17 protein-coding genes are annotated in these 14,387 nt (G+C 43.2%); 8 read left to right on the plus strand and 9 right to left on the minus strand.

From position 1 onward, the window contains the following. Nucleotide 1: 1 nt before the first annotated feature. The 4 genes from OCV57_RS11210 (at nucleotide 2) to OCV57_RS11225 (ending at nucleotide 4,268) form a co-directional block, all read left to right on the plus strand. Nucleotides 2-601, plus strand: a complete 600-nt coding sequence (locus OCV57_RS11210; RefSeq protein ID WP_022287838.1) for a hypothetical protein — start codon at nucleotides 2-4, stop codon at nucleotides 599-601. Further along, entirely contained in the window at nucleotides 598-1,044 is a 447-nt protein-coding gene (locus tag OCV57_RS11215; protein ID WP_117865411.1) for a YaiI/YqxD family protein, read from the plus strand. Before OCV57_RS11210 ends, OCV57_RS11215 begins: the two co-directional genes overlap by 4 nt. Before the next feature lie 80 nt (nucleotides 1,045-1,124). Further along, nucleotides 1,125-3,395, plus strand: coding sequence for a glycoside hydrolase family 3 C-terminal domain-containing protein (locus OCV57_RS11220; RefSeq protein ID WP_267301634.1), 2,271 nt, complete (start codon nucleotides 1,125-1,127; stop codon nucleotides 3,393-3,395). A 6-nt stretch (nucleotides 3,396-3,401) separates the two neighbouring features. Beyond that, nucleotides 3,402-4,268 (plus strand): ComEA family DNA-binding protein, encoded by an 867-nt coding sequence (locus OCV57_RS11225; protein ID WP_022287835.1) that lies wholly within the window; start codon nucleotides 3,402-3,404, stop codon nucleotides 4,266-4,268. Nucleotides 4,269-4,374: 106 nt separating this feature from the next. Here the strand turns inward: OCV57_RS11225 and OCV57_RS11230 are convergent, their stop codons facing one another. The 4 genes from OCV57_RS11230 to OCV57_RS11245 form a co-directional block, all read right to left on the minus strand. Next, on the minus strand, nucleotides 4,375-5,094 hold the full coding sequence (locus tag OCV57_RS11230; RefSeq protein ID WP_267301637.1) for an NPXTG-anchored protein: 720 nt from the start codon (nucleotides 5,092-5,094) through the stop codon (nucleotides 4,375-4,377). After that, the gene (locus OCV57_RS11235; RefSeq protein ID WP_267301639.1) at nucleotides 5,091-5,606 is read right to left on the minus strand and encodes a hypothetical protein; all 516 of its coding nucleotides are present in this window, start codon (nucleotides 5,604-5,606) and stop codon (nucleotides 5,091-5,093) included. Before OCV57_RS11235 ends, OCV57_RS11230 begins: the two co-directional genes overlap by 4 nt. A 151-nt stretch (nucleotides 5,607-5,757) precedes the next feature. Continuing rightward, nucleotides 5,758-6,270, minus strand: coding sequence for a hypothetical protein (locus OCV57_RS11240; RefSeq protein ID WP_117893861.1), 513 nt, complete (start codon nucleotides 6,268-6,270; stop codon nucleotides 5,758-5,760). Nucleotides 6,271-6,288: 18 nt separating this feature from the next. Continuing rightward, entirely contained in the window at nucleotides 6,289-6,828 is a 540-nt protein-coding gene (locus OCV57_RS11245; RefSeq protein WP_046442042.1) for a hypothetical protein, read from the minus strand. A 337-nt stretch (nucleotides 6,829-7,165) separates the two neighbouring features. On the opposite strand from OCV57_RS11245, the gene OCV57_RS11250 reads away from it, so the two are divergent. The 4 genes from OCV57_RS11250 to OCV57_RS11265 are packed head-to-tail and all read left to right on the plus strand — an operon-like array spanning nucleotide 7,166 to nucleotide 9,594. Continuing rightward, nucleotides 7,166-7,462 carry a hypothetical protein gene (locus OCV57_RS11250; RefSeq protein WP_022287830.1) on the plus strand — a complete coding sequence of 99 codons (297 nt, stop codon included), beginning with the start codon at nucleotides 7,166-7,168 and terminating at the stop codon, nucleotides 7,460-7,462. Nucleotides 7,463-7,470: 8 nt separating this feature from the next. Continuing rightward, complete coding sequence (locus OCV57_RS11255) at nucleotides 7,471-7,836, plus strand: hypothetical protein (RefSeq protein WP_022287829.1); 366 nt, start codon at nucleotides 7,471-7,473, stop codon at nucleotides 7,834-7,836. Next, nucleotides 7,836-8,441: a flavin reductase family protein gene (locus tag OCV57_RS11260; RefSeq protein WP_195388387.1), complete on the plus strand. Its 606-nt coding sequence runs from the start codon at nucleotides 7,836-7,838 to the stop codon at nucleotides 8,439-8,441. Before OCV57_RS11255 ends, OCV57_RS11260 begins: the two co-directional genes overlap by 1 nt. A 4-nt stretch (nucleotides 8,442-8,445) precedes the next feature. After that, nucleotides 8,446-9,594: a zinc dependent phospholipase C family protein gene (locus tag OCV57_RS11265; protein ID WP_267301645.1), complete on the plus strand. Its 1,149-nt coding sequence runs from the start codon at nucleotides 8,446-8,448 to the stop codon at nucleotides 9,592-9,594. Nucleotides 9,595-9,637: 43 nt separating this feature from the next. Here OCV57_RS11265 and OCV57_RS11270 read toward each other — a convergent pair whose 3' ends face one another. From OCV57_RS11270 to ftsH, 5 genes are all read right to left on the minus strand, one after another. Beyond that, nucleotides 9,638-10,420 carry a hypothetical protein gene (locus OCV57_RS11270; RefSeq protein WP_267301647.1) on the minus strand — a complete coding sequence of 261 codons (783 nt, stop codon included), beginning with the start codon at nucleotides 10,418-10,420 and terminating at the stop codon, nucleotides 9,638-9,640. Continuing rightward, entirely contained in the window at nucleotides 10,414-11,112 is a 699-nt protein-coding gene (locus OCV57_RS11275; protein WP_117858943.1) for an ABC transporter ATP-binding protein, read from the minus strand. The genes OCV57_RS11270 and OCV57_RS11275 overlap by 7 nt, the downstream gene beginning before the upstream one ends. Before the next feature lie 60 nt (nucleotides 11,113-11,172). Next, entirely contained in the window at nucleotides 11,173-11,433 is a 261-nt protein-coding gene (locus OCV57_RS11280) for a stage V sporulation protein S (RefSeq protein ID WP_267301648.1), read from the minus strand. Between the two features lie 107 nt (nucleotides 11,434-11,540). Next, nucleotides 11,541-12,308 (minus strand): TIGR00282 family metallophosphoesterase, encoded by a 768-nt coding sequence (locus OCV57_RS11285; RefSeq protein ID WP_046440166.1) that lies wholly within the window; start codon nucleotides 12,306-12,308, stop codon nucleotides 11,541-11,543. A gap of 117 nt (nucleotides 12,309-12,425) precedes the next feature. Continuing rightward, nucleotides 12,426-14,366 carry an ATP-dependent zinc metalloprotease FtsH gene (ftsH, locus tag OCV57_RS11290; RefSeq protein ID WP_117858948.1) on the minus strand — a complete coding sequence of 647 codons (1,941 nt, stop codon included), beginning with the start codon at nucleotides 14,364-14,366 and terminating at the stop codon, nucleotides 12,426-12,428. Between the last annotated feature and the right edge of the window lie 21 nt (nucleotides 14,367-14,387).

Consider the following 14,387-nt stretch of genomic DNA (forward strand, 5'->3'; position numbering starts at 1 on the left):
TATGTCAAAGGTAACAGAACTTAAAGACAAATTCGTTGAGATCTACACGGAAAACATAAAGCGACCGGGCTCGGAAAAGCTGCTCAATTATCTGCTTTCAGAAAACAGCGACTTCTTTGTTGCACCTGCTTCTACAAGATACCACGGAGCATACGAGGGTGGCTTGTGCGAACACAGCATACACGTTTATGAGTGCCTGAAAAGCTATCTGGAGCGTGAGCGTGTAAAGGAAGATTACAACATGGAATACTCCGACGAGAGCATTGCTATCGTTTCACTGCTTCACGACATCTGCAAGGTAAATCTTTACAGAGTAAGCTACCGCAACGCCAAGAACGAACAAGGCGTGTGGGAGAAAGTCCCATACTATGAATTTCACGAAACACTGCCATATGGTCACGGTGAAAAGTCGGTCTACATAGTAAGCAGCTATATGCGACTGACCCGTGAGGAAGCCATGGCTATACGCTGGCACATGGGCTTTTCAGGAGAAGAAAACAAGAACAGTATCGGTCTTGCTCTTGAAATGTATCCTCTTGCACTGGCGACCCACATTGCAGATATGGAATCTACATTTTATATAGAAGGCGGCAAGGCGTGAGGATACTTATAGACGCTGACGGCTGCCCTGTTACGAATATCGCAGTTTCTATAAGCAAAAGTCATGGGCTTGAATGTATCATAGTTTGCGACAGCTCGCATATTTTCAGTTCTGACTATGCACAGGTGATAACTGTCGACAAGGGTGCGGACAGTGCAGACATGAAGCTTGTGAACATCGCTCTAAAGGGCGATATTGCCGTGACGCAGGATTATGGGCTTGCGGCAATGTGTCTTGCAAGAAACGTCCTTGCTCTGGACCAGAACGGCAGGATATATGACAGCTCCAACATTGACGCACTGCTTCTATCAAGACATACTGCAAAGAAGATACGCAGAAGCGGTGGCAGGCTCAAAGGTCCGCCAAAGCGCACCAAACAGCAGGACGAGGATTTCAGGGTGGCTCTTACCAAACTAATCGAAGATAATATTAACTTTATGTAAAATATGCACAAAATATATAGAATTTCATAGAAAATTGTGTTACAATCAAACTATAGTTTTATAGAAAAGAGGTTTTCACAATGAACATAGACAAGATTTTGAAGGAACTCACACTTGAAGAAAAAGCTTCATTGTGCTCAGGCTCTGACTTCTGGCACACTGAGGAAATAAAAAGGCTGGATATACCAAGCATAATGGTGTCTGACGGCCCTCACGGACTTAGAAAAATGCGTGATGATACAGACAATCCTAACGAAGCTATCAAGGCAGTATGCTTCCCATGTGCCTGCGCACTTGCCTGCTCTTTTGACAGAAAGCTGCTTACAACTCTCGGCAAGGCTCTTGGCGAGGAGTGTCAGGCTGAGGACGTTTCCGTTATACTTGGCCCTGGCTGTAACATAAAGCGTTCACCACTTTGCGGCAGAAACTTTGAATACTTCTCAGAAGACCCTTATCTTGCTTCACAGCTTGCCACAGCACACATAAAGGGCGTTCAGAGCAAGGGCGTGGGAACTTCCCTTAAACACTTTGCCATGAACAATCAGGAAACAAGACGTATGAGCTATTCTGCCAACGTTGATGAGAGAACGTTCCATGAGATATATTTAAGTGCCTTTGAAACACCAGTCAAGGAAGCAAAGCCTTGGACAGTGATGTGTTCATACAACCGCATAAACGGCGAATATTCCTCGCAGAACAAGCTTCTGCTCACTGATATACTCAGAAACGAATGGGGCTATGATGGACTTGTAGTTAGCGATTGGGGCGCAGTTGATGACAGACCTCTTGGCGTTGCCGCAGGTCTTGACCTTGAGATGCCTACCAGCAACGGCAAGAATGACGAGCTTATCATAGAAGCCGTAAACAACGGCTCACTTTCAATGAAAGACCTTGACAAGGCTGTTAGAAACGTGCTTACGCTTATTCAGAAAGCTGAGGACGGCTATGCCACTGCAACAAAGTGGGATAAAGAAAAACAGCATGAACTTGCAGGCAAGATAGAATCCGAATGTGCGGTACTGCTCAAAAATGATGATAAGATACTGCCGCTTGACAAGTCTGCAAAGATAGCTTTCATTGGCGAATTTGCCGACAAGCCACGTTATCAGGGTGGTGGAAGCTCTCACATAAATTCATTTAAGGTAACATCTGCTCTTGAAGCTGTCAAGGGCATGGATAATATCACATACGCACAGGGCTTCGTCACCGACCGTGACGAAACTGTTGACGAGCTTCTCGATGAAGCTGTGGAGCTTGCCAAGAACAGTGATGTTGCCGTTATCTTCGCAGGTCTGCCCGAAAGCTTTGAGTCTGAGGGCTTTGACAGAAAGCATATGAGAATGCCTGATTGTCAGCTCAAGCTTATTGATGAAGTTGCTAAGGTAAATGAAAACGTTGTTATCGTTCTCCACAACGGCTCGGCTGTTGAAATGCCGTTTGCAGATAAGGTGAAGGGCATACTTGAAATGTATCTTGGCGGACAGAACATCGGCACTGCAGAAAAGGCCCTGCTTTTTGGCGAAGCTAACCCTAGCGGAAAGCTTGCGGAAACTTTCCCTGAAAAGCTTTCACATAATCCGTCTTATCTTAATTTCCCGGGAAATATGGACGATGTTGACTATACCGAGGGAATTTTCGTGGGCTACAGATATTATGATGAAAAGGGCATAAAGCCACTGTTCCCATTTGGTCACGGACTTTCATACACAACCTTTGAATACAGCAATCTTACTGTTTCAGAAAACGAGATAAAAGACGACAAGACCCTGACGGTCATGGTGGACGTAACAAACACAGGCGACAGAGATGGTATGGAGATCGTTCAGCTTTACGTTTCCGACAAGGAAAGCTCAGTGCGCAGACCTGTCCGTGAGCTTAAGGGCTTTGAAAAGCTTTTCCTTAAAGCTGGCGAGACCAAAAAGGCTGTGTTCCACCTTGATAAGCGTTCATTTGCATACTACGAGCCTGATATACACGATTGGTTCGTTGAATATGGTGAGTTTATTATCGAGGCAGGCTCTTCTTCAAGAGATATCAGACTTTCGACTTCTGTTTATGTATCTTCCGATACAAAACTCCCAGTGCATTTCACCTTGAACACCACCTGTGGCGAGATAAATTCTATCCCAGAGGGAAGAGCTATGTTCGAGGACATTTTAAGCAAAATAGACTGCGGTTTTGGCGACACGGCTTCCGACGATCTTGGCGCTTCTGCAAAGGAAATGATGGAAGCAATGATAAGAGATATGCCACTGAGAACCCTTGTTACATTTACAAATGTTCCAGACATCACAAGAGCGAAGATGTCAGAAATGGTGGAAAATCTCAACGAAATGCTTGCAGAAAAATAATCAATTATGGACAGCAAGTTAGACAGCAACAAAGACGAAAAATCGAATGTGACAGAAAATGATGCTTCAAAAGTAGAAACAAGCAGAATAAAACTTTTCGTAGGCTTGATCGCAGTTGCGATCGCCATTACTACAGCGATCGCTTCTGCACTTGTTAACAGACCACAGCGTGATGATGTGGTGATACTCACACCGCCTGCTGACAGCTCTCAGGCTGACAAGGTGGACAATTCAGGCAGTGAAAAGGTCATTAGCAAGACTGCAAAGGCACACACCACAAAGAAAACAGTGACATCAAAAGCCGTCACAAGCAGTATTGCTGAAACAAAAGAGGAATACAGATTTCCTGCTGACATAAACAAGGCTGATAAGGAAATGCTTATGGCGGTGAGCGGCATAGGCGAGGTAACAGCCGACAGGATAATAGCATATCGTGACAGAGTTGGTGTTATCAGCAACATGGATATGCTTCTTGAAGTAAACGGCATCGGAGACTCTACACTTGAACTTCTCAAAGGCTATTTTTATGTTGACAGTGCAGACTACCATGATATGCCGCAGGAAACGAAAGTCGCAGAAACTCAGCCTGTTCAGACAGAAATCCCTGCTGATACTGTAACAGAGCCTCCGGCCACAGAGGAGCAAACTGTTACAACGGCTGAAACTACTGAGAAAGTCAGGCAGAAAGTGAACATAAACAAGGCTGACGCTCAGGAGATATCAGACAAGCTGCTAATTGATATGGACAAGGCGAATGCTGTCATAGAACTTCGTGAGCTTATATCCTATTACGAAAGCCCTAACGAGCTTCTTTTGTGCAAGGGCTTTACAGAAAAACTTGTTTCCGAGCTTTGGGATTATATTGAAATATAACTGTATTTTATATATCTGCTACATAAAAAAAGAACTCGCACAATTTCGTGCGAGTCTTTTTTGCTTAATAACGCCAATGCAAACGGCGAGCCTTATGAATATCAGATCATTTATCCTTTGTTCTTTTTGACACGCTTACGGCAACGGCACCAAGCAGCAACATTGTCAATGCTGCACCTGCTCCTAAGCCTGTGTTAGGTGACTTATCACCGTCTTTGTTTACATTTTGAACTGCTGTCTGTGAACTGTTTTGTAAGCTATCATCTTTTTTACCAGTGCCGTCTGGTGATATATCTGATGAACTTTCAGGTGCTTTTGTACCAAGGACATAGAAAGGTGCATCGTCTGTGACAAAGGATATTTCTGCATCAGACTCTTCACATTTAAGACTGCTTACTGTACCATCAGCTTTAACGGAATTTACCTGATCTTTGTCTATGTTTATCGTGACCTTTATTCCATTTGCCGGCAGAATAGAATCTCCGTCAATGTAATAAATATGAAATGCTACGGTGTTTTCAGACTTTTTTCCCATGACGCTGTTTAACCAGTCAAGAGCTTCCTTCTCTGTGACCTGATCCACCACAAGATTTTTATCTTTATCGGCATTCTCGATCTTCACGCTTGTGCCATCTGGAAAATCAATAACAGCATTTCCATCGTCGTCAACAGGCACACTGTTCCATGGAACATCTTCTGTATAGACCGCATAAACATTTCCATTTGCAGTTGTATTATCATCATCAAGCTTTGCCTCGGCCGCATAAGCACCAGAAGGTATGCTTAATGCAAGCACAAGAGCAAGAAATGAAGTCATTTTTTTCATTGGTCTATTTGACCCCCTATCTGTGTATTCAAGGAAGCCGCACCTGCACTATAATAAGTGTGTGGCTCGTAACCCATTATCTTAAGCTTTATCTTTGTACCGACCTCCGGCGTCTTTGAGAGCGTAACATATTTCACATACTCGTTTGGCTTGATAAGACCCGTTTCTCCGAGCATATTTCCCTGTTCGTCAAACACTCTGAGCTTTATCCAAGCTTTGTTGCCCTCGATATTTGTAAGATATACTATTGCCTTATCGCCTTCCATAGTGACGTTTCCGCACACCGCAAAATCATAGCTCATATCATCTCTGTTCGGAGAGCTATAGCCTAAATTTTCCGAAACCTCAGGCTTGCCATGCTGTGCTGTGCTTTCAAAAGGCGGTGGAGTAAATTCCGCACTTTTTTTATCATTTGGACGGCACAATGCAAATATCATCACGCCAATGGTAACTGCAAAACAGACCATAAGCACTGATACGATCAGCTTCCCGTCATTTTTTTGCTTATCCATCATAAGCCCCCTGATATGAATACTTTTTTTATTACGCTATCGGTACAATCCCAATATCATTGTTTCTTACTACCCTCCATGCTCCATTTGATCCTGTTACATAATAAAGAGTTGTATCAACATGAGTAGAAACAACCATTGCGTCAGTTACTTACTGAATGTCTTCAGAGATCGTTACTGTGATAGTGCCAAGATCTGTATTGTTTGTTTCTATCCCTGCTCCACTTACACTGAAATGTGTTGAATCTTTAGGTGCGGCGTCAACAGTAGTGCCTTCGGCTGTTTCCAATAAAATAACATCTTCATCAAACATACCGTTAAGTCCTTCGACCTTTGATGCAAAATTCAACTGTGCTTTAATAGCCGAATTTGAATGGTTTGTTACAGTTATCGCCTTAGGCTCATCCCACCAGCATGCAGACTCTGTGGTATAGCTATGTGTTTCAGGATCCCATACCTTATGTCCGCCAAAGTAGGTAAAATTCATTTCCTCCCACTCAACGTCCACAGACATTGTCGTTGACTTGGAATCAATATAGCTTCCTGTAACCTTGATATTTGTTGGTTCGCTGCCGTCATTTTTTTCTGAATTTACCGCATATGCTGTAACCACGCTAGTGCTTGCAAGCACTAATGCGGTGATGATCGCAAATTTGTTTTTCATGATAAATTCCCCCGTTATTTATTTTTCAACAGTGACAGTTATTTTTGCCACCGTATCGACCATTGCTTTTTCACCTGATTGCGGATCATAACTTAAAACTCTAAAATTTGCGTCTGTATAAGTGCCTTCACTAAGTTTGTCCGCCTCGCCCTCAAGCAAAGGAAGCGTTTTAAGCTGATTACCTGGTTTTATAGTACCTGAGCGTGCGATGATCTCACCATTTACCTCGATACAAAGCACGATATCCTGAGTTGAACTGCTTGGATGCTTATAACTAAAATAAGCTGTTTTATCAGAAAGCTTGATATTCACTGTATTTTCGTATTCAAGAGAAATTCCTCCGCCACCCTCAGGCACATCAAGACTTCTGCTGTTGTCATCCAAAGGTTCAGCATTCTGCTCTGTCTGCTGAGGTGCATAATCAGGTACAAGAGATTTTGTTTCTGACTTTCTGAAAAACACAGCCCAAATCGTAATGCCTATGCAAAACATCATGCCCAGAATAAGTGCAGCTATTATGATCCTTTGTTTTTTTGCTTTGTTCTCATTATTCTCCATCATTTTCCTCCTGATTGTGCATTAGCCAGACATTCCTGCTAAATAGCATTAATGTTCACAATAATCATACATTGTTATTAACAAAAAGTCAACAACATTTGCACAAGTGGTAAAAATAATGCACAAGCGGTAGTTTTTTTGATACATATGGCATTCATTTTTTGACAGTTCAACATCTCCATGACCGTTAAAGCACAACAAAAACGATAGCTCTTATAATAACACCGTTACTTTTTTATTAATAGATAATACTTGAAATCTTCGGGATAATATAGTATAATAACTTTATATGTTGTTGTCCTGATAGGAAAACTCAGGCAGAAGGAATGGTGATAGTATGAAAAAAGGAGTTATCTCTGTGAACTCAAATGCAGAGAAAACTATTATCGCAATGACGATATCCGTTGTTCTTGCCATTATTTTTGACGGCAAAAAGAAAAAGCCTGCAAAGCGCAAAAGCTTTGCTCAGCGTGTTTCAAAGCACTATAAAACTATCGATAATATAATGCTTATGACAGTTGCAAAGGACGTCAAGAAAAAAGAGCAGGAACGTGCGGCTCTTAAAAAGAAAAATTCATACAAGACCAAGCTCCGTGACCTTGAGATACAAGACGCTGAGTTTATTGAACTGTAGGTGATATCATGACGGAATATTTCAAGCGTTACCGCAGTTTTGTTGCAAGCTGTCTTGAGGATAAAGACTGCGACTTTGCAAAGCTCCTTGATTATCACAAAGAACATATCGCTTTTTTTCAGCACGAACGGCTGATACATCTTATCGTGACGGTGCTTTTTGCACTTTGTACTGTCATGACGTTCATTGCCATTGCAGTTTGGCAGGTCATGATACTCATACCCCTTGCCATTGCGTTTCTCGTACTGCTTGTGCCTTATATAAAGCACTACTATTTTCTTGAAAATCAGACTCAGCTTCTTTATAAGGACTATGACAAAATATACAGACGAGTACATAATTTTGGACTTGACAACGAGAAAGGCGTGAAATAATGGAGTACACAAAATACACCAAGGAGCAGTGGAAAGGCAGCGTCATAACCTCTCCCCTGCCACCTACTCTCGTTACCTGCGGCAGTATGGACAAACCCAATGTGTTCACAGTTGCGTGGACAGGCATTCTCTGCACTCAGCCGCCTGTTACCTACATCTCCGTCAGACCTGAGAGATATTCCCACGAGCTTATCACTCAAAGCGGTGAGTTCGTCATAAATCTGCCGACCAGAGAGCTTGTGAAAGCCGTTGACTGGTGCGGTGTGAAAACCGGCAGAAAAGTGGATAAGTTCAAGGAAATGCACCTTACCGCAGAACCGTCCGCAAAGGTATCGGCACCTTTGCTGGCAGAATCTCCTGTGAATATCGAGTGCAAAGTAAGAGAGGTCGTGAGCCTTGGAACGCATGATATGTTCATTGCAGATATCGTGGGACTTGACGTTGCAAAGGAACTTCTCGATGAAAAGGGTAAGCTTTGTCTTGACAAAGCGGGGCTTCTTGCCTACGCTCACGGAGAGTATTACGGTCTTGGCAAAAAGCTTGGCACGTTCGGCTACTCAGTAAGGAAAAAGAAAAACAACAAAAATATCAGAAAAGGAAAATAGAGTTATGAAAAAAATTCTCACAGCCGCAGTTGCGCTGGCTGTATGCTATAGGCTCAGACCTATCAAAGCGTACGCATGGAGCGGCACTACTCACGAGGACATTGTGAAAAAATCACTTGCACTTCTGGAAAAGGAGAAAAAGCAGAAGCAGGTGACATTCTATAAAGACTATCACAGCGAGATACTCAAGGGCTGCACACAGCCTGACGAGGAAAACGATATGGACAAGGGTCATGGCAAGCATTATTACTCCTGCGTTAATCCAAAGGGCAAGGAGCTTCCTGAAACTAACGGCTATTACCGCAACCGCTTTGGTGACCTTGCAGTGAGCGCAAGAACTTGCCTCGAAGAAAACTACACCGCCGCAGTATCTCTTTACAAAAGCGGTGACATAAAAAACGCCATGCGTGTTCTCGGCAGAGCCGCACATTTTATTTCAGACATGGGCTGCACTGTTCACGTTGCAAACATGAAATATCAGGACAAGGCAAACAACGTGCATTACGCTTTTGAGAAGCACGTTTCCACCACCTGCACAAGACACACAGCCGACAGCTTCGACAAGCGTCTGCTGAAATACTACGGCAAGGATAACTTTGGCGAGGCTTCAAACAAGCTTGTAAAATACGCAGGCAAGTTCGTTGACACCATTTCTCACCTTGACCCAAGAGCTTTTGATGACGTTGCAAAGAACACTCTGCCGGTCACACAGCAGAATGTCACAGCGCTTCTTCTGAAATTCTATGACGATTGCACCTCTGACGCAGGGAATTACATACTTGACGGCAAGGCTTACACATTCAAAAACGAGATATCAGGTCTTGTACTCACTGTTACCCCAAAGGGATTGCAGCTTGAAAAGCCTGACAAGGAGCTTGAACAGAAGATGACGGTCTGTCTTACAGAGGACGGCACATTCGGTTTAAAGATAGGCGACGGCGGATATGTAAACGCTTCATGCAAGGGCTATGACTATCTGAAAATAGACGGCAAGCCTGTTCAGTTCAGGGTCACTGCGCTGGGAAAAAGACGTTTCAGAATATCCACTGAGTCCACAGACTATGTAAAGGTGCTTGCAAACTCGAAGGGAGGAAAGCTCTCCTTTGCTGACCTTGAGCCTGAAAACTCAGCTCAGATTTGGATACTTAACTAAAGATCACAACACAAAAAAAGGCAGACTCATCGTCTGCCTTTTTTTATTGCAAATTATGTTTGCGTGTTATTATGAAGTTTGTCAACAGGAAATATGCCAAAATATATGCGAACTGATACATTGTCATAAACACAAGTCTTAGGTTGAATGTCACTTCTGTATCAGGCAAGCGTGACGTTGGCATAAAGAGCATATTCCACAGAGAAAGGTCGCCTGCCAGATTGCTTATCATCGAGGATAACATATTGCAAGCGAAGATTATGGCAAAGCCTACAAGAACTTTGTGCTTGAAACAGTTTGAAAGAGAGATAACAAAGTATAAGAATATCTGCAAGCCTGCAAACAGCGTCAGAGTATACAAGCATATCAGAAACGAAGTGAGCGGTTCTTCAGCAAAGCCGTTGCCCAAAGCGTTTATAAAATCTCCCACAGAGTCAAGATACTCTGTTGGGTCGATAAGCAACAGCGAAAGCACAAAAACGATCATGCTTGCCGCCGACCATATAACAGAAGAGATGAACTTTGTGAAAATGTGATAATATGGCTTGACAGGTATTGTCAGCATAAGATAGCCCTCGTCAGTGAAAAGGGTCTTGTGAAAGTTCGTCAGCGATATGGTAAAACCCACAGTGAACAAAGCCCCCACGGCAATACCATAGGCAATGCTCACAACAATGAATATCATCAAAAAATTAGGGCTTTTAACGCTCTCACCGTAACGGAGCATAAGAGAAAATATCAGTGCAACTATCATATATCCCAACACAAGAGGGAAAAACTTTCTTGCCGAGCGTTTAAGCTCATATTTCAAAAGCTTGCCTAACATCTGTACACCTCCCTGAAAAGCTGATCCACAGACTTGCCGGTTTCGTTATGGATAGCGTCAACAGATTTATGCAGCCTTAGCATACCGTTTTGTATCATTACTACGTCGTCAAGGACAGGTTCGATATCTGCAATAAGGTGGGTGGAAATTACCACAGCCGCCCGCTCGTTGTAATTTGAAATTATGGTGTTGAGGATATAATCTCTTGCCGCAGGATCAACGCCTGCAATTGGCTCATCAAGAAGATAAACGTCAGCCTCACGGCTCATAACAAGACAAAGCTGCACCTTTTCTTTTGTACCCTTTGACATTGTCTTGAACTTTGCCGCAGGGTTTATCCCCAGCCTGTTCATCATGTCCTGAGCCTTTGCTACATTGAAATTGCTGTAAAAATCCTGAAAAAACCTAAGCATTTCATTGACCTTCATATCGTCAGGTATGAAATTTCTGTCAGGCAGATAGGAAACCACTTTTTTAGTTTCCACGCCAATAGGCATTCCGCATATGAGTATATCCCCTGCCGTAGGTTTTATAAGTCCACAGCAAAGCTTGATAAATGTTGTTTTTCCGCTTCCGTTCGGCCCTAGCAGACCGATAATTTTACCCCTCTCCAGCGCAAGATCAAGATTGCTCAGCGCTGTAAAGCTTCCATACTGCTTTGTAAGCCCATAAGTCTGCAAAACAGTTTCCATGCTGTCCCCTCCTTTGTAGCAAAAAGCAGCAAGACTTTAACACGCCTTGCTGCCGCATTATTATCTTTCTTCACAAATAAGCTTGATCGCAGTTCTTTCCTCACCGTCGATCAAAACGCTTGCAAATGCAGGGATACAAATAAGATCAATGCCCAATGGTGCAAGATAGCCCCTTGCGATTGCTATAGCCTTGATTGCCTGATTGGCTGCGCCTGCGCCCACTGCCTGTACCTCAACTGCACCGCTTTCACGGATAACGCCCGAAACTGCTCCTGCCACCGAATTAGGGACAGACCTTGAAGAAACCTTTAGAATTTCCACTTGAATACCTCCATAAGTAAATTCAAAGAATTTACCCCACTTATTATACACACTATATTATACTACATACATAATAAAATTTCAAGCTTTATTAATACTTTTCGTTATTATCGCTTAATAACACGCTGTATATTTGTTGCTTTTCCCGATTTTTCATCAAATTTTACCACAACTCCGTTTATAAAGCAATCGTTGGTGCTTTCTGAAAACCTCACAGGGGTGCGATATTTGAACTTATTTATGACTATATCACTGTCTACCCCAAGTACGGAAAGCTCAGGACCTGTCATTCCAACATCGGTGATATAGGCGGTATGTCCGCCTAAGATCGTTTCATCAGCCGTCTGAACATGGGTATGAGTGCCAAGCACAGCGGTGCATCGTTTTTGCAGATAAAAGCCCATAGCCTTTTTCTCAGAAGTTGCCTCCGCATGAAAATCAACGATTATATTAGGCGTATCAATGCTTTCAAGAAGCTTGTCAACATAGTTAAAAGGATTTTCCACGGCTTCCATATACATCGTTCCCATAAGATTTACCACGGCTATCTTATAAGGACACATATCGATATAAGTCACTCCATGACCCATAACGCCCTCAGGGTAATTGGCAGGTCTTAAAAGTTGCTCGTTTGTGTCATAAAGCTCCTCAGCCTCACGTCGTCTGAAAGAATGATTTCCTGTCGTTACAACGTCAGCCCCCATGTTGAGAAGCTGTCTGTAAGACTGCGGTGTGATACCATTGCCCTGAGCGGAATTTTCACCGTTCACCACGGTCACATCTATATCATATTCACGCTTCAGCTTATACATTCTGCTTTCAAGAAAATCACAGCCGCTTTGTCCCACAACATCTCCGATAAAAAGTAAGTTCATTTGCTATCTCCGTTCTATACTGCATTTTACAGTTACCCTTATTATACACTATCCTTACTGCAAAATCAAGCAGACATCAAAAAAAATCAGACGCTTTTACACGTCTGATCTTCCATATCAATTATCGTCAACTGAAATATCATCAACTATCTCAGGAGTATCCTGGATTTCTGGTGTTTTATCAGGTTCGCCCATGAACTCGCTTTCTGTAAGCTCGCCATTCATAAGCTTCTCAAATGTTGCACCGTCAACCTTTTCATATTTCATAAGATACTTAGCCACAACATGAAGCTTATCCATATGCTCGTTGAGTATCTTTTCAGCGTCAGTAAATGCACTTTCAATAAGAGTTCTTATCTCATTATCGATCTCAGCCGCAACGTTATCGGAATAGCTTGGTGTATTAGTGTAATCCCTGCCAAGAAATACTTCATGATCGCCCTGACCGTATACAACAGGACCAAGATTGTCACTGAAGCCGTAGCGTGTTACCATGTTTCTAGCTGTGGAAGTAGCTCTCTCAAGGTCATTTGAAGCACCCGTTGAGATATCGTCAAGGATCAGCTTTTCAGCAACACGTCCGCCAAGAAGAACCACGATATTTTCGTACATCTCGTTCTTGCTAACATAAGATTTATCCTTGACAGGCAGGCTCATTGTGAAACCGCCAGCCTGACCTCTAGGTATGATAGATACCTGATGAACTTTATCCTGTGATTTGCTGTAGTATGTGCAGAGTGCATGACCGCCCTCGTGATAAGCGGTAAGCTTCTTTTCGTCCTCTGTGATGACCTTAGACTTTTTCTCAGGACCTGCCACAACCTTGATAGAAGCTTCCTCAAGCTCATCTTTGGTGATAGCCTTTTTATTCTTTCTTGCCGCAAGGAGCGAAGCCTCGTTCACAAGGTTTTCAAGGTCTGCACCTGTGAAGCCCACAGTTGATTTTGCAATAGTTTCAAGGTCAACGTCAGGAGCGAGCGGCTTGTTTCTTGTGTGAACTTTCAGTATAGCTTCTCTGCCCTTAACGTCAGGATAGCCCACAAGTATCTGTCGGTCAAATCTGCCCGGACGAAGAAGTGCAGGGTCAAGTATATCACGTCTGTTTGTTGCAGCCATAACAATAACAGAATCGTTATCCTCAAAGCCGTCCATTTCAACAAGAAGCTGGTTAAGGGTCTGCTCACGCTCGTCATGACCGCCGCCAAGGCCTGCGCCTCTCTGTCGACCCACTGCGTCGATCTCGTCTATAAAGATGATAGCAGGAGCGTTTTTCTTAGCCTGCTCAAAAAGATCTCTTACTCTTGAAGCACCGACGCCCACAAACATCTCAACGAAGTCAGAACCTGAGATTGAGAAGAATGGAACTTTTGCTTCGCCTGCAACGGCTCTTGCGAGAAGGGTTTTACCTGTACCCGGAGGGCCGAGGAGCAGAACGCCCTTAGGTATTCTCGCACCGATCTCGGTATACTTCTTATTATCACGGAGAAAATCAACGATCTCCTTAAGTTCTTCCTTTTCCTCGTCTGCACCCGCAACATCATCAAAGGTAGCTTTCTTGCTGCTTGGCGCCATTTTGGCATTTGTTTTTCCGAAAGATGACATCTTTCCGCCGCCTGCATTCTTCATCATGAACACAAAGAAGAATATCATAACGCCCAGCATAAGCAGCGTCGGTATCAGATTGAGCCAGAAGCTGTTATCCGATATCGGTATAAGATTATACTGCAAAGGATCGTCTGGATTTTCAGTATTATATTTCTTACGATAGTTCTCAGCGTCCTCACCGCCAAGGACTTCATTTGCAAACAGTGAAACATTTGGAACTGTATAACTATATACCTTATCCTCGCCCTTGAGCTTATACTTAAGCTGTCCGGAGCCAAGGTCAAGCTCAAACTGTGACACGTTCAGGCTGTCAAACTGTTCCATTATCTCCGAATATTTTTTGTCGGAAGATTTTGTGCTCATGCTTGTTAGCATATAGACCAATCCGCAGATTATGGCAACCGATACCAGCAGATAGATCAACAGGGTCTTTCCATTATTATTGTTTTTCAATCGATCACAACCTTTTGTTCT

It is taken from the genome of Hominimerdicola aceti (genome assembly GCF_025567495.1).
GTDB classification, from domain to species: Bacteria; Bacillota; Clostridia; order Oscillospirales; family Ruminococcaceae; genus Hominimerdicola; species Hominimerdicola aceti.